This is a genomic window from Jiangella alba, from assembly GCF_900106035.1.
In the GTDB taxonomy this organism is placed as follows: domain Bacteria; phylum Actinomycetota; class Actinomycetes; order Jiangellales; family Jiangellaceae; genus Jiangella; species Jiangella alba.
In genome coordinates this window covers 433,695-452,020 of record NZ_FNUC01000003.1, presented here as the reverse complement: position 1 = coordinate 452,020, position 18,326 = coordinate 433,695, and the positions used below count along the sequence as shown (strand labels likewise).

The following is an 18,326-nucleotide window of genomic DNA, read 5'->3' as shown; positions in this document are numbered from 1 at the left end:
CCATGCCAGGTCAGCGCTGGTTTAGCGGCCCCCGGTCGGCGAACGTCCGCCGCCCGGAGGGTGCGCACGCCTGACCCTCCGCGGACGACCGGCCGGGGGAGCCTCCACCGCTTCCCACGCATTATCCGCGAAAGGCCTGGTCATGACCGCATCTCTCGTCGCCTCCGACAGCCGGCCGCAGCCGCTGTCGTTGCCCGCCCTGGTCGACGCGCTCTCGCTGCGCGACCTCACCGACCCCGCTGACGGGCCGCACGCCCTGCAGCACCTCGTCTCGTCCGCCGCCGCGGCGCTCGGGGAGCAGTGGGACGCCGACGTCCGGCTGCTGCGCTCGCGCCCCGTCGTCGCCGTCGAGGACAACTACGACCGCCTCGGCTACCAGCGCGACGCCGTCTCGCGCGACGTCCGCTACACCCGCTACGTCAGCGACACCACCATGCTGCGCAGCCACACGTCAGCCGGGGTGCCGCCGGCGCTGCGCGCGCTCGCCGCCGAGGGCGCGCCTCAGCGCGACGTGCTGCTGGTGCTGCCCGGCATCTGCCACCGCCGCGACTCCATCGACCGGCTGCACACCGGCACGCCGCACCAGCTCGACCTGTGGCTGCTGCGCCGCGGCGGCCGCCGCCTCGACCACGACGACCTGCACGCCCTGGTCACCACCCTCGTCGAGGCCCTGCTGCCGGGGGCGCACTGGCGCTGGACGGCGACGTCGCACCCGTACACGTCCGGCGGCCGCGAGGTCGAGGCCATCCACGACGGCCACCCGGTCGAGATCGCCGAGTGCGGGCTGGCCGCGCCGCAGGTGCTGACCGCCGCCGGCCTGTCGCCGTCGCAGTGGAGCGGGCTGGCCCTCGGCATGGGGCTGGACCGCGTGCTCATGCTGCGCAAGGGCATCCCGGACATCCGGCTGCTGCGCTCCGCCGACCCGCGGGTGGCCGGGCAACTGCTGGACCTCACGCCGTACCAGCCGGTGTCCGACCTCCCGCCGGCCCGCCGCGACCTCTCCGTCGCCGTCGCCGCCGGCTCGGACGCCGAACTGCTCGGCGACCGCGTCCGCGAGGCCCTCGGCCCCGACGCCGACCTCGTCGAGGAGGTCGCCGTCCTCTCGACGACGCCGTACGCGGACCTGCCGGCGGCGGCGCGCGAGCGGCTGGCGATGCGGCCCGGCCAGGAGAACGTGCTGCTCCGGCTGGTACTCCGCCCGGTCGACCGCACCCTCACCAGCGAGGAGGTCAACGCCCTCCGCGACCGCGTCGCCGCCGCACTCGCGACCAGCTGATCACCTCCCCGCGGTGACGGGCTCGGCCGGCGCCGCGGCATCCGACGACGTCTCACGGAGGCCGAACCGGGCGTGCACGCGGCGGAGGAACGGTGGCGCCCACCAGGTGGCGCCGCCGAGCAGCCGCATGGTGGCCGGCAGCAGGGCGCCGCGGATCAGGGTGGCGTCGATCAGCACGGCCAGCGGCAGCCCCACCCCGAACGCCTTCATCAGCGTGATGTCGGAGACGAGGAAGGCGAGGAAGACGATGGAGATGAGGACGGCCGCGGCGGTGACGATGCGGCCGACCTTCTCCAGGCCGAGGGCGACGGCCGCCGTCGGGGAGGCGCCGCGGTCGTACTCCTCCCTGATCCGCGACAACATGAACACCTGGTAGTCCATCGCCAGGCCGAACGCCAGCGCGAACAGCATCACCGGCACCGTCGAGATGGTCGTGCCGGTGACGGTGAAGTCGAACAGGCCGGACAGATGGCCGTCCTGGAAGATCCACACCATCGCGCCGAACGTCGCCGACAGGCTCAGCGTGCTCAGCACCAGCGCGAGGAACGGCAGCAGCACGCTGCCGGTCAGCAGGAACAGCAGCACGACCATCGCCAGCCCGACCGCGCCGAGCGCCCACGGCAGCATGTCCAGCAGCGACCGGTCGGCGTCCTCGGCCACCGCGGCGACGCCGCCGACGAGGGTCTCGGCCGGGGCGTCGACGGCGCGGACGGCGCCGACCAGCTCGCGGGTCAGCTCGACGGTCTCGGGCTCGGGCACGACGGACAGGTAGACGGCGTCGCCGGCTGCGAACCGGGCGTGCTCGGGGCCGGCCGGAGCCACCGAGGCGCCGTCGGCGTAGCTGCCGCTGACGGTGTCGACGCGGGCGACGTGGTCGAGCAGCGAGATGCGCTCGGCGTACTCGCCCGGCTCCGTCAGCCCGGACGGCGCCACCACCTGCAGCGCGTCCTGCTCCCCCGTCGCGAAGTCCGAGCGGATCACCGTCGCGACGTGCCGCGCCTCGGACGACTCCGGCATGACCCGCTCGTCCAGGTAGCCGAGCTTCATGCCGAGGAACGGCGCACCGAGCAGCAGGAGGGCCGCCGTCACGACGGTCGCGATCGGCAGCGGCCGGCGCATCACGATCATCGCCAGCCGGTGCCAGAACCCGTCACCGGCCGACGTGCGTCGGCGCCGCAGCCGCGGCGTCCCGACCCGCTTCCCGAGCACCGCGAACAGCGCCGGCAGGACGAGCAGCGACGACGCGGCGGCGAGCAGCGCGGTCAGCACGCCCGCGTACCCGATGGACCGGATCGCCGGCAGCGGCACCAGGATCAGCGTCGCCAGCGCGATGCACACCGTCAGCGACGCGAACACGATGGTCCGCCCGGCCGAGGCCAGCGTCGCCCGGATCGCCTCCGGCACCGTGCGCTCGCCGGCCAGCTCCTCGCGGTACCGGTTCACCATCAGCAGGCTGTAGTCGATCGCCAGCCCCAGCCCGGCCAGCGTCACCACGTTCGCCGCGAACACCGACAGCGAGGTGACCTCGGCCAGCGCCCACAGCAGCCCCATGCCGAGCAGCGACGTCGCGGCGGCGACGGCCAGCGGCAGCAGCGCCGCGACGATCCCGCCGAACACCAGGACCAGCGCGATCAGCGTCACCGGGAAGACGATCATCTCCCCGGTCACGACGTCGCTCTCGCTCTGCTCGGACAGCTCGTGCGAGAACGCGGCGTACCCGCCGACCTCGACGGTCAGGCCGTCGGCGTCCCCGCCGTAGGCGTCGGCGAGCGCGCCGACCCGCTCGTTGACCTCGGTGTCGTCGCCGACGATGGTCGCCAGGACGAGCGCGCGGTCGCCGTCGTCGCTGCGCAGCTGCGGCTGCCCGGACGACCAGTACGAGACGACGTCGCGCACGCCGTCCTCGGCCGCGAGCGACTCCGTCAGCCGGGTCCCCGCCTCGGCCGCGGCGGCGCCGTCGACGCCGTCGGCGGCCGTCACCAGCAGCGCCAGGTTCGGGGGCGACTGCCCGAAGGTCTCCTCGAGCAGGTCGGCCGCCTGCCCGGACTCCGCCCCCGGGTCGTCGAAGCCGCCGGCCGACAGCTTGCCGAACAACGACGTGCTGGTCGCCCCGCCGAGCAGGGCGAGCAGCACCGCCACGATCAGCACCGCCCGCCGCCGGCGCGTCACGAACTCCGCCAGTCTCCTCGCCATCGTGTCTCCGTCTCACGTGCGTCTGGATGTCCGCACACGAGACCCGCGCCGTCCGCCGGGTGTGACAACGTCCGGCGGAACGCGACGCGGCTCACACTCCGGCGAGCGGCAGCACGACGTCGTCGACGATCTCGACGATGGCGGCGTCGGTGATCTCGCCGTAGAGCAGCAGTTCGCCGCGCAGGAGGTCGGGCGCCAGCCGCAGCAGCCGGGGCGTGACGCGGGCGGCGTCGACCTCGCCACGGCGCACGGCCCGCTCGATGACGACGACGGCCGGGCCGGCCCGCTGCAGCTCGTCCAGTTTCGCGCGGACCAGCGCGGCCAGCTCGGGGTCGCGGGCGGTCTCGGCGAGCAGTCCCCAGAGCGCGTCGATGCTGCGAACGGAGACCCCGGCGACGACGGTGCGCAGCAGCGCGAGCAGGTCGTCGCGGAGGTTGCCGGTGTCGGGCACGTCCTCCACCGACGGCGCGTGGTGCGCCAGCGCGGCGATGACCAGCGCCGCCCGGTTCGGCCAGCGCCGGTAGAGGACGGCCTTGCTGGTACGGGCGCGTTCGGCGACGGCGCCCACGGTCAGCCCGGCGTACCCGGACTCGGCCAGCTCGGCCCAGACGGCCTCGACGATGGCCGCCTCGAGCGCCTCGCCGCGCCGGCGGGTCTCCGCCATCGATCCTCCAGGAAACGTTGCGTTTCTTATCGCGGGTAGCCTACAGTCCCGAGCCATAAGATACGACGCGTTTCTTATCTGGAGGACGAGATGCCCGAGCCGACCCCGAGCCCGCCACCGGCCTGGCGGCAGCTCGCCGTGGTGGTCGCGGCGCTGACGGCGCTGCTGATCGCGCTGCTGTCGGCGTTCGCGCTGCCGCCGCTGCACTCCGGCCCGCACGACGTGCCGATCGCGGTCGCCGGCGGTGATCTCACCGCGGAGCTGGACGCCCGCGCGCCCGGCGCGTTCGCCGTCACATCCGCCGACGACGCCGACGCGGCCCGCGCGCTGATCCTCGACCGCGAGGTCTACGGCGCGTTCGTTCTCGGCCCGTCCGGCGGCCCGGACGAGTTGCTGGTCGCGTCCGCGGCCAGCAACGCCGTCGCGTCGCAGCTGCGGGCGCTGGGCGCGGAGCTGGGCGTGCGGACCGTCACCGACGTCCGCCCGTTCCCGGCCGACGACCCCACCGGCGCCGGGCTGTCGGCCGGCGCGCTGCCGCTGGCGCTGGGCGGCTGGATCGCGGCGGTCGTGCTGCTCATGACGGTGCGCGGCCCGGCCCGGCAGGCCGCCGGGGCCGCCGCGTTCGCCGTCGTCGCCGGGCTGGCGCTGACCGCGCTGCTGCGGTTCGGCTTCGGCACGTTCGACGGCGCGTACTGGGCGACGGCGGCCGCGGCGGCCCTGGGCATCTCGGCGACGGCGTGGGCGATCCTCGGGCTGCGGACGGCGCTCGGGAACGCCGGGCTGGCGGTGGGCGCGGTCGCGCTGATCCTGCTCGGCAACCCGCTGTCCGGGCTGACCAGCGCGCCCGAGCTGCTGCCGGCCGGGTGGGGCACGCTCGGCCAGCTGCTGCCGCCGGGCGCGGCGGGGAGCCTGCTGCGCTCGGTCGCCTACTTCGACGGCGCCGGCGCGGCCGGGCCGCTGCTGGTGCTGGCGTGCTGGCTGGCCGGCGGTGTCGCACTGTTCACCCTGGGCGTCCGGCGGGCGCGGCGGGCCGAGGCCACTGCGGAGGTCGCGGCGTGACCCCGGCGACGATGCGGGCCGCCCGCCACCACGGCTACGGCGGCCCGGACGTCCTGCGCACCGACGTCGTCGACGTTCCGCGGCACGGCTCCCCCGCGCCACCGGAGAACGCGTGTGGGGGTACCGCGGCGGACTGGCGAAGCGGCTCGGCACGGTCGCGGAGTACGCGGTCATGCGGGCGGACCGGTGCGCCGCGGCGCCCGCGGGTGTCGACCTGGTCGCCGCGGCCGCGCTGCCGACGGTGGGGCTGACGGCGCTGCAGGTGCTGCGCGACGCGCTGGGGGTGCGGCCGGGCGATCGGGTCGACGGCACGCTGCGTCCCGTCGTCGACCGGCGCTACCCGCTGGACCAGATCGCCGCCGCCCACCGCGCTGTCGAGACCGGGCACGCGCGCGGCAAGCGAGTGATCGAGCTGACCTGACGGCTACATCTCCAGGCCGCCGCGACAGAGCACCGGGCGGACCTCTACCCGGCCGGCCGCGGCCTCCGGCGCCTGGGCGGCGTGCCGCAGCGCGCAGTCCAGCGTCTCGCACTCGACCAGGTAGAACGCGGCCGGCTGGGCGCCGGCGCCGGGCAGCGGCCCGTCGACCACCGCGCCGGCGTGCACCCGCCGCGTCAGGGACGGATCGGCCAGCGTCTCGGCCGCGATCAGCTCGCCTCCGCCCGCCAGCTCGTGCGTCAGCGCGGCGTGCGCCGCGTGACCTGGCCCGGCGCAGGGCGGGTCGCGGTAGATGAGGATCAGGTATTTCATCGGCGCTCCTCCGTACGGGTGCTCTCACCAGTGACGTCGGAGCCGCCGCCCCGGATTCGACATCGTCGCGACGGCTTTGCAATGAGCACCGATACGCACCACCCCGGAAGCGGTGCGTATCGGTGCTCATTGCAAAGCGGGCCGCGCCTTGCCCCCGCCTGACCGGCGAGCTAAAGTGTACGAAACCGTTTCGTTCACAAGGAGCCAGGATGATCCCGAGCCGAGGCGAACAGCGCGAGGACGCCGTCCTGCGGGCGACGCTGGAGCTGCTGGCCGAGATCGGTTACGGCTCGCTGACGATGGACGCCGTCGCCGCCCGGGCCAAGGCGTCGAAGGCGACCATCTACCGGCGCTGGTCCGGCAAGGCGCAGCTGGTCACCGCCGCGATCGAGCGGCACACCGCGGCCGCCGACCACCCGGCGCCCGACACCGGCACGTTGCGCGGCGACCTGCTCGGGCTGCTGCGGCCGATGCGCGACCGCCTCACCGGCGAGAGCGCCGCGCTGGTCCTCGGCCTGCTGACGGCGATGCGCGACGACGCCACGCTCGCGGCGGCGGTGCGGGCCCGGCTGATCGGGGTGAAGCGCGACGCGTTCGCCCCGGCGCTGCGCCGGGCGGCCGGCCGCGGCGAGATCGCAGCCGGCGCCGACCACGAGCTGATCGCCGAGGTGGCGTCGGCGCTGCTGTTCTCCCGGCTGTTCGTGACCGGCGAGCCGCTCGACGACGCGTTCCTCGGCCGGCTGGCCGATGCCGTCATCCTTCCTCTCGTCCACGGAGCGACGCCATGATCCTCACCGTCCTGCTCGCGTTCGTCGCGGGCTTCTTCGTCGGCAACGGCCTGCCCTACTTCGTCGAGGGCAGCACGGGCCGCACCGTCAACCCCGGCCCGTTCGGCGACGGCGCCGTCGTCAACGTCGTCAGCGGCTGGGTGCTGCTCGTCATCGGGGCGCTGGCCTGGCACTTCGCCGACGTCCCGGCACATCCGTGGCCGGGCTGGACGGCGGCCGCGCTCGGCCTGCTCGCGGTCGGGCTGGTGCACGCGCGCACGTGGCGGGCCGACGTGTGGGGCCGGCGGCGGCCGTGGAACGCTACGAGCTGATCGTCACGCGGTCGCCCGGACGCAGGCCCAGCGACGCCGCCGCGCTGCCGCGGTTCACCGCCAGCGCGAGCCGTCCGGCGGAGTCGACCAGCAGCACCGGCTCGCCCGCCGGCACGGCCGCGAACGACGGTGCCAGCGGCAGCTCCGCCGACCACTCGCCGGCGCTGGCCCGCAACCGGGCCCGGCCGTCCAGCCCCGCCGCCGCCAGGTCCGCGGCGCCAGCGGCCAGCGCGACGTTGCCGAACCGGTCGACGACGTGGACCTCGGCCTCGACCGCGCCCGGGCCGACCCGCAGCCACGGGTCCGGCAACCGGACCAGCGTCGCGATGTCGAGCTCCGGGCCCAGCGCCGGCAGAGCGGTGCCCGCGGCCAGGCGCGCGGCGGCGGGCGCGAACACGTCGCGCCCGTCGAACGTCGTGGCGCCGGTGCCGGCGCGGTGCTCCAGCTCCACCGCGCGGACGGCGCCGCCCGCGGCGTCGGCGGCCCATGCCAGCAGCCCGTTGTCGGGCCCGACCAGCACGTGCTCACCAGCGGCGACGGCGACCCCGCGGCGGCGGGTGCCCACCCCGGGGTCGACGACGGCCAGCACGATCGACGGCGGCAGGTACGGCAGGGTGTCGGCCAGGACGACGGCGCCGTGCCGCACGTCCTGCGCCGGCACCTCGTGGGTCACGTCGATGACCCGGGCCGACGGCGCGATGCGGGCGATCACGCCGTGGCAGGCGGCGACGTAGCCGTCAGCCAGCCCGTAGTCGGTCAGGAACGCGACCCACGCCGCCGTCATCGGTTCACCAGCACCGCCGTCACGACGTCGTCCATGGCCACCAGACCCACCTCGGCGCCGGAGCCGTCGACGACGATGCCCAGCTGCGACCGCGCGTCGCGCAGCACGTCGGCGGCCTGGGCGAGGTCGGCGCCGTCGGCGATGAGCGGGACGGGCAGCGCCGCGGCGCCCGCCGTCCACTCCGCGCCCGCCGCCCGGGCGCTCAGCGCGCCACGCACGTGCACCGCGCCCACCAGGGCACCGGCGTCGTCGCGGACCACCAGCCGGGTGCGCTCGCTGCTGCGCCCGACGTCGATGACGTCCTGCGGGCCGGCCCCGGCCGGCACCGACACGATGCGCTCGGCCGGCACCATGACCGTGCGCACCTGCTGCTCCGGCGCGATCAGCGCGCGAGTGAGCAGGCCGTAGTCGTCGGCGCCGATCAGGCCGAGCCGGTTGGACTCGCGGACCAGGTGGTGCAGCTGCTCGCGGTTGCGGATGGTGACGATCTCGTCCCTCGGCGTGACCCGGACCAGCCGCAGCAGCACGTTGGTGACGCCGTTGAGCACCACCAGCAGCCAGCGGACCAGGAACGCGTAGCCGCGGAAGGCCGGCGCCAGGATCATCGCCGACTGCTCAGGGTGCGCGATGGCCCACGACTTCGGCGCCATCTCGCCGACCACGACGTGCAGGAACGTCACGCCGGTCAACGCGATGATCAGCGCGACGATGTCGGCGGTGCCGTCCGGCATGCCCAGCGAGTGCAGCGGCCGCTCCAGGATGTGGTGGAAGGCGGGCTCGGCCACCATGCCCAGGCCGACCACGACCATGGTGATGCCGAGCTGGGCGCCGGCCAGCATCAGCGACAGCTCGCGGATGCCGGACAGCGCCGCCTTCGCGCCGCGCTTACCGGCCGCGACGGCCTGCTCGATGCGGTGCCGCCGGGCGCCGACCAGGGCGAACTCGGCGGCGACGAAGAACGCGCTGGCGATCAGCAGGGCGACGGTGACGAGGATGGCGCTGATCGGGCTCACTGGGCCGCCTCCGCGTTGCCGTCGGTGTGCACGAGGCCGAGGCGGCGCAGCCGCACCAGCTCGGGCACGTGCCGCGCGACCGTCAGGACCTCGATCTCGACGCGGTCGCGGCCGTCGTCCTCGGCGCCGACGACCAGGCGGTCGCCGGGCTCGGCGAACCGGCCCAGCTCGGCGACGATGAGGCCGGCGACGGTGTCGTAGTCGTCGGACTCGTGCAGCGGCAGGCCGGTCCGCGCGGCGGCTTCGTCGACCCGCAGGCCGGCGTCGAGCTGCCACCAGTCGCCGTCCTGCGTCACCGGGACGGCCTGCTGGTCGGTCTCGTCGGTGATGTCGCCGAACAGTTCCTCGGAGACGTCCTCGAGCGTGACGATGCCGGCCAGGCCGCCGTACTCGTCGACGACGCAGGCGAACTCGTCGCCGGCGTCCTGCATGCGCTCGACCAGCGCCGGCAGCGGCAGGCTGTCGGGCACCAGCAGCGGCGGGCGGGCGATGTCGCGGACCAGCGTGGTGTCGACGTCACCCGGCGCGACGTACATCAGCTCGCGCACGCCGACGACGCCGACGACCTCGTCGGTCTCGTCGCCGCGGACCGGGTAGTTGGAGTGGCCGTGCGTGGCGACCAGCTCGATGACGGCGGCCGCCGTGGCGTCGGAGCGGACGGCGCGCACGTCGGGCCGCGGCACCATGGCCTCGCCGGCGGTGTGCTCGGAGAAGTACAGCGCCCGGCCGAGGATGCCCGACAGCTGCGACGACAGCGAGCCGCCCGCCTCGGACTCGCCGATGACGTGGCCCAGCTCCTCCAGCGTGGCGCCGTGGTGCAGCTCTTCGACCGGCTCGATGCCGGCCTTGCGCAGCAGCCACGCGGCGGAGTTGTCGAACAGCCGCACCACCGGGCCGCTGACGGCCAGGTAGACGTGCGTCGACGACGCCAGCACCTTGGCCAGCCGCTCGGGCGTGGCCAGCGCGAGGTTCTTCGGGAACAGCTCGCCGAGCACCATCTGGATGATCGTGGCGACGGCGAACCCCACGGCCACCGAGACGCCCGGGACCGCGCTGTCGGGCAGCCCGACGGCTTCCAGCAGTGGCCGCACGACCTGCGCGAACGCCGGCTCGGCGATGAGACCGACGATGAGGCCGGTGACGGTGATGCCGACCTGGGCGGCCGACAGCATGAAGGACAGGCGTTCCATGACGCGGATGGCCGAGGCGGCCCGTTTGTCGCCGGCGTCGGCCTGGCGGGCCAGCTCGACCCGGTCGGCCGAGACGTAGGCGAACTCCTGCGCCACGAAGTAGGCGGTTCCGAAAGTCAGGACGAAGACCGCGAGAATCGCTACCGCGGCGGTCATCGGGCACCCGGCCCGGCGTCACGGTGGCGTGATGAACGTATGCGACTTGACGCGTCCGTCTGCACGGCGGACACAGCTCCCTTCGAGAGGGGGCGCGCCGAACGCGCGAACCCCCATGTGATGTGACCGCAACAGCTTAGCGGCGGGTTCGGGCTGATGCGCGACAGCGGTGCCGCGGCGGATGAGAGCCGTCTCATCTTCGGTTCATGTCCGGCTCATCGTCGGCCGTCAGGCTGGCTGTCGTGCCCGGACCGTCGACCGACCCCGGCCTCGCGCTGCTGACCGGCCCGTCCGTCCCCGACATCCTCGACGCGGCCCTCACGCCGGCCGGGGCGTCGCTGCTCGGCTGGACCCTGCGCGACGTCGACCACCGGCCCGGCGACCGCACGACCGCCTCGTACGTCGTCCGCGCGTCGTGGGCGGACGGCGAACGGGAGGAGACGTTCGCCGCCTCGGTGTCGGGCGTGCGGCCGCCGGGCGGGCTGGTCGTCACCGACGGCGACCGGTACGTCCAGGTGTGGCGGTTCCCGTACGACCCGGAGCTGCCGGGGCTCGCGGCCGCCTGCTTCCCGTCGTCCGTCGGCGAGCTGCTGAAGGGCCTCGGGCTGGCGCCGGACGGCGTCCAGCTGCGGGTGGTCGCGTACCGGCCGCGCAAGCGCGCCGTCATCGAGGTCGTGACCGAGCGGCACCGGGTGTTCGTGAAGGTGCTGCGCCCGGCCCAGGTCCGCGACGTCGACAGCCGGCACCGGGTGCTGACGGAGGCCGGGGTGCCGGTGCCGCGCAGCCTCGGCTGGAGCGACGACGGCATCATCGTGCTGGCGCCGCTGCGAGGGACGCCGCTGCGGACCGCGCTGGAGTCCGGCACGACGGCGCTGCGCGACCCCGCCGAGCTGGTCGCGCTGCTGGACCGGCTACCGGCCGAGGTGACGAGCCTGCCGCGGCGGGCGCCGTGGTCGGCGCACGCGTCGCACTACGCCGGCGTGGTCGCGGCCGCGGCGCCGTCGCTGGGGCCGCGGGCGCGCTCGCTGGCCGCCGCGGTGACGGACGGCCTGGCCGCGTTCCCGGACGGCGACGAGCCGACGCACGGCGACTTCTACGACGCCCAGCTCTTCGTCGAGCACGGCGGGGTCAGCGGGCTGCTCGACATCGACACCATCGGCCCCGGCCGCCGCGCCGACGACCTCGGCTGCCTGCTGGCGCACCTCTGCGTCCTCGCCTCCGGCCCGTTCGACGCCGCGGCGGGCGCGCACGCGGCGTTGACCGAGTGGCTGCCCGCGCTGTCCGGCCGGGTCGACCCGGCCGAGCTCCGGCTACGTGCCGCCGGGGTGACGTTGTCGCTGGCCACCGGCCCGTACCGAGCCCAGGACCCGGACTGGGAAAGCGCCACCGCGGACCGGCTGGACCTCGCCGCACGCTGGCTCGACGCGGCGTCGGCGGGCGGCCCGGGCCCGGCTGAGAACGCTCTCATGCGGCTCTCCTGAAGCCTTCATGCAGGGCGGCGATGCTCGTACATGTCAGCACAAGACGCTCCGGCGTCCCAGTACAGGAGGACAACGATGAAGCTCCAGAAGAAGACGTGGCTCGCGGTCGGCACGATGGCGGCGCTCGGCCTCGGCGCCGGCAGCGCGGTCGCCGCACCCATCCTCAACGGGGCGCAGACGCCGGCCGCCGACGTGGCCGACGTGTCGTCGGGCTCCTCGGCGCCGTCGTCGGCGAACTCCGCGGCCTCGGCGAACTCCGCGGCCTCGGCGAACTCCCCGACCTCGGCGAATTCCCCCGCCGACCCCGCCAGCGCGAACACCGCCGCTTCGGCCGACTCGCCCGCCGACCCCGCGTCGGCCGGCACCGCGGACTCGGCGAACTCCCCCGCCGACCCGGCCTCCTCCGCGTCGGCCGCCAGCCCGTCCACGCCGGACAGCGCCTCGTCCGCCGGCTGAACCGCCCATCCCCCCGCGAGCGGCGGGCGTCCCCCTCGGACGCCCGCCGCTCACTCGTGTCAGGGGGCGGACGGCGCGGCGGACTCGTCGTCGTCGGGGCTGATGAGGCGGTAGCCGATGCCCCGCACCGTGACGAACCGCTCGCTGCCGAGCTTGCGCCGCAGGTACCGGACGTACACGTCGACGACGTTGGAGCCGGGGTCGAAGTCGTAGCCCCAGACGCGGCTGAGCAGCTGCTCGCGGCTGAGCACCTGGCCCGGGTGCCGCAGGAACGTCTCGGCCAGCGCGAACTCGCGCGCCGACAGCTCCACCGTCCGCCCGTCGACCGTCGCGCGCCGGGTGCGCAGGTCCAGCGACAGCCCGCCGTGGTGCAGGACCATCGCCTCGGGGGCGCGGTCCTCGCGCAGCCGCAGCCGGATGCGGGCCAGCAGCTCCTCGAACCGGAACGGCTTGGCCATGTAGTCGTCGGCGCCGCCCTCGAGACCGGCGACGGTGTCGGTGATGGAGTCGCGGGCGGTGAGGATGATGACGGGCAGCTCGTTGCGCGCCTCGCGCAGCTGCCGCAGCACCGCGAACCCGTCGATGACGGGCAACCCGATGTCGAGGATGACGAGGTCGAAGCCGCCGGTCATGGCGTAGTCGAAGGCGCCGCGGCCGTCGCCGACGACGGTGGGCGTCATGCCGGCGGCACGCAACCCCTTCTCGATGAACGCCGCGATGCGCGGTTCGTCCTCGGCGATCAGGATCCTGCTCATCTACGCTTCCTCCTCCACGAGGTCGTCGGCCGCCGCGGCGCCGAACAGCGGCAGCGCGACGGTGAAGATCGCGCCGTCGCCGGGCCGGCTGTCGACGGTGACGGTGCCGCGATGCGCCTCGGCGATCGCGCGGACGATGGCCAGTCCGAGACCGGAGCCCTCGACGCCGCGGCCGACGTCGGCGCGGGCGAACCGGTCGAAGATGCGGTCGAGGTCGGCGGCGGCGATGCCGGCGCCGGTGTCGCGCACCCACAGCCGCACCTCGGCGCCGGAGAGCGCGCTGCCGACGGCGATGACGTCGCCCGGCGCGGTGAACTTCACGGCGTTCGAGATCAGCTGCAGCAGCGCCTGGGTGATGCGCTGCGGGTCCAGTGCCACGGTCGCCGTGACCCGGGCGTCGACGCGCCACTGCCGGTCGGCGAGCGCGCGGGCCTTGTCGAGCACCTCGTCGACCAGCCGGTCCAGCTCGACCGGGCGCGGGTGGACGAAGTCGGGCCGCGTCGACTTCGCCAGCATGACGAGGTCGTCGACCATGCGGCGCATGCGGTCCAGCTCGTCCATGACGAGGACGCGGACCTCCTCGACGTCGGCGGGGTCGGCGGAGTCCATCAGCTCGAGGTGGCCGCGAATGATCGTGATGGGGGTGCGCAGCTCGTGCCCGGCGTCGTCGAGGGCGTCGCGCTGGCCGGCGAAGGCCAGTTCCAGCCGGTCCAGCATGTCGTTGAACGTGCGGGCCAGCGCGGAGATGTCGTCGGTGCCGGTGACGGGGATGCGCCTGGACAGGTCGGTGTCGCTGATCTGCTGGGCGGTGTCGCGCAGCAGCCGGATCGGGCGCAGCAGCCGGCCGGCGACCAGCCAGCCGACGGCGCCGACCATCGCCAGCGACGCCACGGCGACGATGGCGAACGTCTGGTAGGCGTCGACGACCTCGGCCTGCTCCATCTCGCGGGCGTAGGCGATGACGTAGAGGCCCTGCGCGGGGTCGCCGGGCACGGTGACCGGCACCGTCACGTACCGCAGCTGCCCGAGCGTCTCGGTCTCGACCGAGTGCGGCCGCACCCGGGTGGTGCCGCCCTGGCCGGCGACCAGCCGCACGAACTCGCGGTCGTCCTCCAGCCGGACGCTGACGCCGCTGGCGGGCTCCCAGGCGACCTCGCCGTCGACGAGCGCGAGCAGGCCCTCGTCGCGGTCGGGGACGTTGCGCTGCAGGACGACCTCGAGGAAGCGGTCGACGGTGGTGAAGGCGCTGCCCGTCGCGGGGTCGATGCCGTCGCCGGCGAACTCGCGGAACTCCCCGACCTCCTGGGCGATGTTGTCGTCGATGCGCGCGTCGACCCGTTCGCGCTGGACGAGGAAGGACGTCACGCCGGCCACCAGCATGCCGATGGCCGCCACCCCCAGGACGGCGGCCAGCACCCGCGTCCGGACGGCGACCCGGACCCGCACACCGCCGGCCGCGTCATCTCGCGCCTGGCTCAGTCGTCATCAACCCCGTCGTCGTCACCGTCGTCATCGCCGTCGTCGTCACCGTCATCGTCGCCGTCGTCGTCGCCGGGACGCACCGGTGGCGGCGGTTCGACCGGCTGGCCGCCGGTGTCGTCGGGCGGCGGGGTGGTGACGGTCGGCGTCGGGGTGGTCGGGGTGGGGGTGGGCGTGGTCGGCGCGCGGGTGGGCTCCTGGCCGTCGGGGCCGGACGGGCCCACCTCGACCGGCCCGCCGAAGTCGTCACCGGTCGACGGAGTGGCCAGCATGGCGCCCACGCCGAAGATCCCGGCGGCCACGACCGCCAGGGCGGAGATGGTGAGCGCGGCCGCCGACTTCATGCTCAGCATGGTCGGCACGCCCGGCGAGAGCACGATGAGACACCGATGAGAGGTCTCTCATCCGCGACGACGTCCATCCACGGAGTCTGCCACCGCCGCCGGGTCAGCGCAGCCGCGTCACCTCGACCGTCACGCCGAGGGACTGGCTGTCGCCGCCGTGGTAGATGCCGCGCAACGGGGTGACGTCGTCGTAGTCGCGGCCGCGGGCCACCACCACGTGGCCGGGCCCGGGGACGGCGTCGTTGGTCGGGTCGTACGACCGCCACCCGCCCGCCCACCACTCCACCCAGGCGTGGCTCTCGCCGGTGACGGTCTCGCCGACGGCGGCGCCGGAGCGCGGATGCAGGTAGCCGGACACGTACCGCGCCGGCACCCCGGCCGAGCGCAGCAGCGCGATCGTCACGTGCGCGAAGTCCTGGCAGACGCCGCGGCCCTCGGCGAGCGCCTCGACGGCGTTGGTGTGCACGCTGGTGGACCCAGTGACGTAGGCCAGCCGGCCGTGCGTCCAGCCGGCCGCCAGCCGCGCGCCGTCGTCGGGCGTGGCGGCGGCCCGCACCTGCCCGGCCACCCCCAGCAGCTCGTCGTCCGGCGTCGTGCGCCGCGTCTGGGTGAGGTATTCGCCCAGCTCGTCGACGGTGTCGTCGTCGGCGAGGACGGACCACGGCTCAGGCTCCGCGGCCTCGCCCGCGGGCGCCGTCTCGACGACGCAGCTCGCCGTCACCGTCAGCTCCGAGTGCGCGGCGTGCACGTCGAACGCCGTGACGACCGAGCCGAAGTAGTCGACGTAGCGGTACAGCGACGCCGCCGGGCTGACCTCGACCGTCGCGTCGAGCACCCGCTGGCGGGGGTCGCTGCGCGGCGTCACCCTGGCCTCGTTGTACGACAACGACACCGGGGCGGCGTACCGGTAGCCGGTGTGGTGGCGCACCGACAGCAGCCAGCCGCCCGCCGCGCCGCCGCCAGCCGTCACAGCGCCACCTCCTCGGCCCAGCGCACCAGCAGCGACTTGCCGAAGTAGCGGCTGGTGACCTCGTCGGACGTGCGCGAGGTGAGCCGCAGCAGCGACTCGATGAGGCTGGGGAGGTCGTCCAGCAGCTCAGCCGACGAGCGGAACTCCAGCGCCAGCCGCATGCGCCCGAGCGCGCGCCGGGCGCCGTCGGCCACGCCGAGGCGGTCGTCGAGCCCAGGATCGAGCTCGCGCAGCAGCGACTCGGCGGCGGCCAGCGAGAACGCCACCGACCGCGGCGACAGCTGGTCGCGCAGCAGGAACTCCGCGACGTTGGCCGGCGACACCGCGCCCTGGTAGACGCGGACGAAGGTGTCGTGGCCGCCGACGCTGCGCAGCAGCCCGGCCAGCACCGACGGGCGGCCCTCGGCCAGCGCCGGGGTCGACAGCATGCGCGCGGCCATGTCGATGCGCTCCAGCGCGACCCCGAGCGACAGGAACCGCCAGCCGTCGTCGCGGACCATCGTCGTGGAGATCAGCCCGGTGGTCATGGCGGTGCGCTCGCGGACGTAGTGGCAGAACACCTGCGGCCCGAGCACCGCCGCGGCCATGCGGCGTTCGGCGAGGCCGTGCCAGGTGACGTTGAGCGCCTCCCACAGCTCGCTGGAGAGGATCTCGCGGGCGCCGCGGGCGTTCTCGCGGGCCGCCGTCAGAGCCGCCGTGATCGACGCCGGCGACTCCTGGTCGAAGGCCAGCAGCCCCACCACCGACGACGGCGTCACCGGGCCGTCGCCGGGGTCGACGCCCATCGCGGCGAGCAGCGTGCGCAGCTGCCGCTCCTGGTCGGTGCCCGGCTCGTCCTGGATGCGGGTCAGGTGGACGTCGAGGACGCGCGCCTTCGCGTCGGCCCGCTCCAGGTAGCGGCCGATCCAGTACAGCGACTCCGCGATGCGGCTCAGCATGCGCCCCTCCCCTGTTGTTGCTGTTGCTGCTGCTCACGGGGTGGTTCGGACGGGCCGAGGTCGGGCGGGACGGCGAGCGGGCGGCGTCCGTCGACGTGGTCGCCCAGGCCGGGCGCGCCGGCGCCGGCGGGGAGGTCGGCCTCGGGCTCGGTGAGCCCGGACCCGGCGAGGACGGCGCTGGTCTCGCTCGTCGCCCCGGCGACCGGTTCGGCGGGGCCGGCGGGCGACGCCAGCACCCAGGTGTCCTTCGAGCCGCCGCCCTGGCTGGAATTGACGATCAGGCTGCCCTCGGGCAGCGCGACCCGGGTCAGGCCGCCGGGCAGCACCCACACCTCGCGGCCGTCGTTGACGGCGAACGGACGCAGGTCGACGTGACGGGGCGCGAGCTGGTCGCCGATCAGCGTCGGCACCGTCGACAGCCGGACCGGCCGCTGCGCGACGTAGCCGCGCGGGTTCGCCTCGACCGCCGCGCGCAGCGCCGCCAGCTCGTCGTCCGTCGCCTGCGGCCCGATGACGATGCCCTTGCCACCGGACCCGTCGACCGGCTTGAGCACGAGGTCGCCGAGGTTCGACAGCACCTGCGCGATGTTCTCCGGCGTGTCCAGCCGCCAGGTCTCGACGTTGCGCAGCACCGGCTCCTCGCTGAGGTAGTACCGGATGAGGTCGGGCACGTAGGTGTAGATGAGCTTGTCGTCGGCGACGCCGTTGCCGACCGCGTTGGCCAGCGTCACGTTGCCGGCCCGGGCGGCGTTGAGCAGGCCGGGGCTGCCGACCATGGAGTCGGCGCGGAACTGCACGGGGTCGAGGAAGTCGTCGTCGACCCGCCGGTAGATGACGTCGACCCGCTGGTGCCCGCGCGTCGTCCGGATGCGCACCTCGTTGCCGACGACGGAGAGGTCGCGGCCCTCGACCAACTGCACGCCCATCTGCCGGGCCAGCAGCGTGTGCTCGGAGTAGGCGGCGTTGTAGACACCGGGCGTCAGCACGACGATCGTCGGGTCCTCGACGCCGGGCGGCGCGGCCGCACGCAGCGCCGCCAGTAGCCGGGCCGGGTAGCCGGCGACCGGGCGCACCAGGTGCCCGGCGAACAGGTCGGGCAGCACCCGCGCCAGCGCCCGCCGGTTCTCGACGACGTACGACACCCCGGACGGCGTGCGCAGGTTGTCCTCGAGGACGCGGAACTCGCCCTGCTCGTCGCGGACGAGGTCGATGCCGGACACGTGCACCCGCACCCCGTTCGGCGGCCGGATGCCGAACGCCTGCCGGTGGAAGTGCTGCGACGACACCACCACCTGCCGCGGCACCACGCCGTCGCGGAACACCAGCCCCGACCCGTACACGTCGTCGAGGAACGCCTCCAGCGCGCGGACCCGCTGGGCGACCCCCCGCTCCACAGCGTCCCACTCGGCGGCGGTGATGATGCGCGGGACGATGTCCAGCGGGAACGGCCGCTCCACGCCCTCGTGGTCGAACGTGATGCCCTGGTCGCGGAAGACCGTGCCGAGGAACGCGGCGAGGTTCGACAACACCTCGGGGCCGGCCGCGGTCAGCGCCTCGTGCAGGCCGCCGTACGTGGGCCGCGGCGCGCCACCGGACGTGTAGACCTCGTCCCATGCCGCCCCGAATCGGTATCCGGCCAGCATGTCCGTCATACCTCGGCAGCGTAGGACGGCGATGTTTCGGGGACAAGACACCAACGGCCCGTCCGCAGCGCGGCG

Annotated in this window: 19 protein-coding genes; 6 read left to right on the top strand and 13 right to left on the bottom strand. The window is 74.7% G+C overall.

Annotated elements, in window-relative coordinates; all coding sequences use genetic code 11:
* The first annotated feature begins 142 nt into the window (after positions 1 to 142).
* Positions 143 to 1,276: a PheS-related mystery ligase SrmL gene (gene srmL, locus BLV02_RS04775; protein WP_083288909.1), complete on the top strand. Its 1,134-nt coding sequence runs from the start codon at positions 143 to 145 to the stop codon at positions 1,274 to 1,276.
* Here the strand turns inward: srmL and BLV02_RS04770 are convergent, their stop codons facing one another.
* Positions 1,277 to 3,469, bottom strand: a complete 2,193-nt coding sequence (locus BLV02_RS04770; protein ID WP_069113019.1) for an MMPL family transporter — start codon at positions 3,467 to 3,469, stop codon at positions 1,277 to 1,279.
* Positions 3,470 to 3,560: 91 nt separating this feature from the next.
* Positions 3,561 to 4,133, bottom strand: a complete 573-nt coding sequence (locus BLV02_RS04765; RefSeq protein ID WP_069113018.1) for a TetR/AcrR family transcriptional regulator — start codon at positions 4,131 to 4,133, stop codon at positions 3,561 to 3,563.
* 90 nt (positions 4,134 to 4,223) lie between these two features.
* On the opposite strand from BLV02_RS04765, the gene BLV02_RS04760 reads away from it, so the two are divergent.
* A complete protein-coding gene (locus BLV02_RS04760) occupies positions 4,224 to 5,192 on the top strand; it encodes a hypothetical protein (protein WP_069113017.1) in 969 nt (322 codons plus the stop codon).
* A gap of 112 nt (positions 5,193 to 5,304) precedes the next feature.
* A complete protein-coding gene (locus BLV02_RS04755) occupies positions 5,305 to 5,613 on the top strand; it encodes a zinc-binding dehydrogenase (protein WP_069113016.1) in 309 nt (102 codons plus the stop codon).
* Positions 5,614 to 5,616: 3 nt separating this feature from the next.
* Here BLV02_RS04755 and BLV02_RS04750 read toward each other — a convergent pair whose 3' ends face one another.
* Positions 5,617 to 5,943 carry a YciI family protein gene (locus BLV02_RS04750; RefSeq protein ID WP_069113015.1) on the bottom strand — a complete coding sequence of 109 codons (327 nt, stop codon included), beginning with the start codon at positions 5,941 to 5,943 and terminating at the stop codon, positions 5,617 to 5,619.
* A gap of 209 nt (positions 5,944 to 6,152) precedes the next feature.
* Here BLV02_RS04750 and BLV02_RS04745 point away from each other — a divergent pair, with 209 nt between their 5' ends.
* Together BLV02_RS04745 and BLV02_RS04740 are read left to right on the top strand one after the other, a co-directional pair.
* Entirely contained in the window at positions 6,153 to 6,731 is a 579-nt protein-coding gene (locus BLV02_RS04745; RefSeq protein ID WP_083288908.1) for a TetR/AcrR family transcriptional regulator, read from the top strand.
* Positions 6,728 to 7,042, top strand: a complete 315-nt coding sequence (locus BLV02_RS04740; protein WP_069113014.1) for a hypothetical protein — start codon at positions 6,728 to 6,730, stop codon at positions 7,040 to 7,042. The genes BLV02_RS04745 and BLV02_RS04740 overlap by 4 nt, the downstream gene beginning before the upstream one ends.
* On the opposite strand, the gene BLV02_RS04735 is transcribed toward BLV02_RS04740, so the two are convergent.
* The 3 genes from BLV02_RS04735 to BLV02_RS04725 are packed head-to-tail and all read right to left on the bottom strand — an operon-like array spanning position 7,032 to position 10,185.
* Positions 7,032 to 7,826, bottom strand: coding sequence for an SAM hydrolase/SAM-dependent halogenase family protein (locus tag BLV02_RS04735; RefSeq protein ID WP_069113013.1), 795 nt, complete (start codon positions 7,824 to 7,826; stop codon positions 7,032 to 7,034). The two genes, BLV02_RS04740 and BLV02_RS04735, sit on opposite strands and share 11 nt — an antisense overlap.
* Positions 7,823 to 8,839, bottom strand: a complete 1,017-nt coding sequence (locus BLV02_RS04730; protein WP_069113012.1) for a hemolysin family protein — start codon at positions 8,837 to 8,839, stop codon at positions 7,823 to 7,825. The genes BLV02_RS04735 and BLV02_RS04730 overlap by 4 nt, the downstream gene beginning before the upstream one ends.
* Positions 8,836 to 10,185, bottom strand: coding sequence for a hemolysin family protein (locus tag BLV02_RS04725; RefSeq protein WP_069113011.1), 1,350 nt, complete (start codon positions 10,183 to 10,185; stop codon positions 8,836 to 8,838). Before BLV02_RS04725 ends, BLV02_RS04730 begins: the two co-directional genes overlap by 4 nt.
* A gap of 242 nt (positions 10,186 to 10,427) precedes the next feature.
* On the opposite strand from BLV02_RS04725, the gene BLV02_RS04720 reads away from it, so the two are divergent.
* Positions 10,428 to 11,666 (top strand): phosphotransferase, encoded by a 1,239-nt coding sequence (locus tag BLV02_RS04720; RefSeq protein ID WP_069113250.1) that lies wholly within the window; start codon positions 10,428 to 10,430, stop codon positions 11,664 to 11,666.
* Between the two features lie 5 nt (positions 11,667 to 11,671).
* Here the strand turns inward: BLV02_RS04720 and BLV02_RS04715 are convergent, their stop codons facing one another.
* The 7 genes from BLV02_RS04715 to BLV02_RS04685 form a co-directional block, all read right to left on the bottom strand.
* A complete protein-coding gene (locus BLV02_RS04715) occupies positions 11,672 to 12,094 on the bottom strand; it encodes a hypothetical protein (RefSeq protein WP_069113010.1) in 423 nt (140 codons plus the stop codon).
* Positions 12,095 to 12,181: 87 nt separating this feature from the next.
* Positions 12,182 to 12,877 carry a response regulator transcription factor gene (locus BLV02_RS04710; protein WP_069113009.1) on the bottom strand — a complete coding sequence of 232 codons (696 nt, stop codon included), beginning with the start codon at positions 12,875 to 12,877 and terminating at the stop codon, positions 12,182 to 12,184.
* Positions 12,878 to 14,323, bottom strand: coding sequence for a sensor histidine kinase (locus BLV02_RS04705; RefSeq protein ID WP_069113008.1), 1,446 nt, complete (start codon positions 14,321 to 14,323; stop codon positions 12,878 to 12,880).
* Positions 14,324 to 14,352: 29 nt separating this feature from the next.
* Complete coding sequence (locus BLV02_RS04700; protein ID WP_141711703.1) at positions 14,353 to 14,700, bottom strand: hypothetical protein; 348 nt, start codon at positions 14,698 to 14,700, stop codon at positions 14,353 to 14,355.
* 103 nt (positions 14,701 to 14,803) lie between these two features.
* A complete protein-coding gene (locus BLV02_RS04695) occupies positions 14,804 to 15,670 on the bottom strand; it encodes a transglutaminase family protein (protein WP_069113006.1) in 867 nt (288 codons plus the stop codon).
* Positions 15,667 to 16,608, bottom strand: a complete 942-nt coding sequence (locus tag BLV02_RS04690; protein ID WP_069113005.1) for an alpha-E domain-containing protein — start codon at positions 16,606 to 16,608, stop codon at positions 15,667 to 15,669. Before BLV02_RS04690 ends, BLV02_RS04695 begins: the two co-directional genes overlap by 4 nt.
* Positions 16,602 to 18,260, bottom strand: coding sequence for a circularly permuted type 2 ATP-grasp protein (locus BLV02_RS04685; RefSeq protein WP_069113004.1), 1,659 nt, complete (start codon positions 18,258 to 18,260; stop codon positions 16,602 to 16,604). Before BLV02_RS04685 ends, BLV02_RS04690 begins: the two co-directional genes overlap by 7 nt.
* Positions 18,261 to 18,326 lie beyond the last annotated feature (66 nt).

Excerpts from the sequence above, each read along its gene's own strand:
- srmL (WP_083288909.1), top strand. The coding sequence starts at position 143 with ATGACCGCATCTCTCGTCGCCTCCGACAGCCGGCCGCAGCCGCTGTCG.
- BLV02_RS04770 (WP_069113019.1), bottom strand. The coding sequence starts at position 3,469 with ATGGCGAGGAGACTGGCGGAGTTCGTGACGCGCCGGCGGCGGGCGGTG.
- BLV02_RS04765 (WP_069113018.1), bottom strand. The coding sequence starts at position 4,133 with ATGGCGGAGACCCGCCGGCGCGGCGAGGCGCTCGAGGCGGCCATCGTC.
- BLV02_RS04760 (WP_069113017.1), top strand. The coding sequence starts at position 4,224 with ATGCCCGAGCCGACCCCGAGCCCGCCACCGGCCTGGCGGCAGCTCGCC.
- BLV02_RS04750 (WP_069113015.1), bottom strand. The coding sequence starts at position 5,943 with ATGAAATACCTGATCCTCATCTACCGCGACCCGCCCTGCGCCGGGCCA.
- BLV02_RS04745 (WP_083288908.1), top strand. The coding sequence starts at position 6,153 with ATGATCCCGAGCCGAGGCGAACAGCGCGAGGACGCCGTCCTGCGGGCG.
- BLV02_RS04740 (WP_069113014.1), top strand. The coding sequence starts at position 6,728 with ATGATCCTCACCGTCCTGCTCGCGTTCGTCGCGGGCTTCTTCGTCGGC.
- BLV02_RS04735 (WP_069113013.1), bottom strand. The coding sequence starts at position 7,826 with ATGACGGCGGCGTGGGTCGCGTTCCTGACCGACTACGGGCTGGCTGAC.
- BLV02_RS04725 (WP_069113011.1), bottom strand. The coding sequence starts at position 10,185 with ATGACCGCCGCGGTAGCGATTCTCGCGGTCTTCGTCCTGACTTTCGGA.
- BLV02_RS04710 (WP_069113009.1), bottom strand. The coding sequence starts at position 12,877 with ATGAGCAGGATCCTGATCGCCGAGGACGAACCGCGCATCGCGGCGTTC.
- BLV02_RS04700 (WP_141711703.1), bottom strand. The coding sequence starts at position 14,700 with ATGAAGTCGGCGGCCGCGCTCACCATCTCCGCCCTGGCGGTCGTGGCC.
- BLV02_RS04690 (WP_069113005.1), bottom strand. The coding sequence starts at position 16,608 with ATGCTGAGCCGCATCGCGGAGTCGCTGTACTGGATCGGCCGCTACCTG.
- BLV02_RS04685 (WP_069113004.1), bottom strand. The coding sequence starts at position 18,260 with ATGACGGACATGCTGGCCGGATACCGATTCGGGGCGGCATGGGACGAG.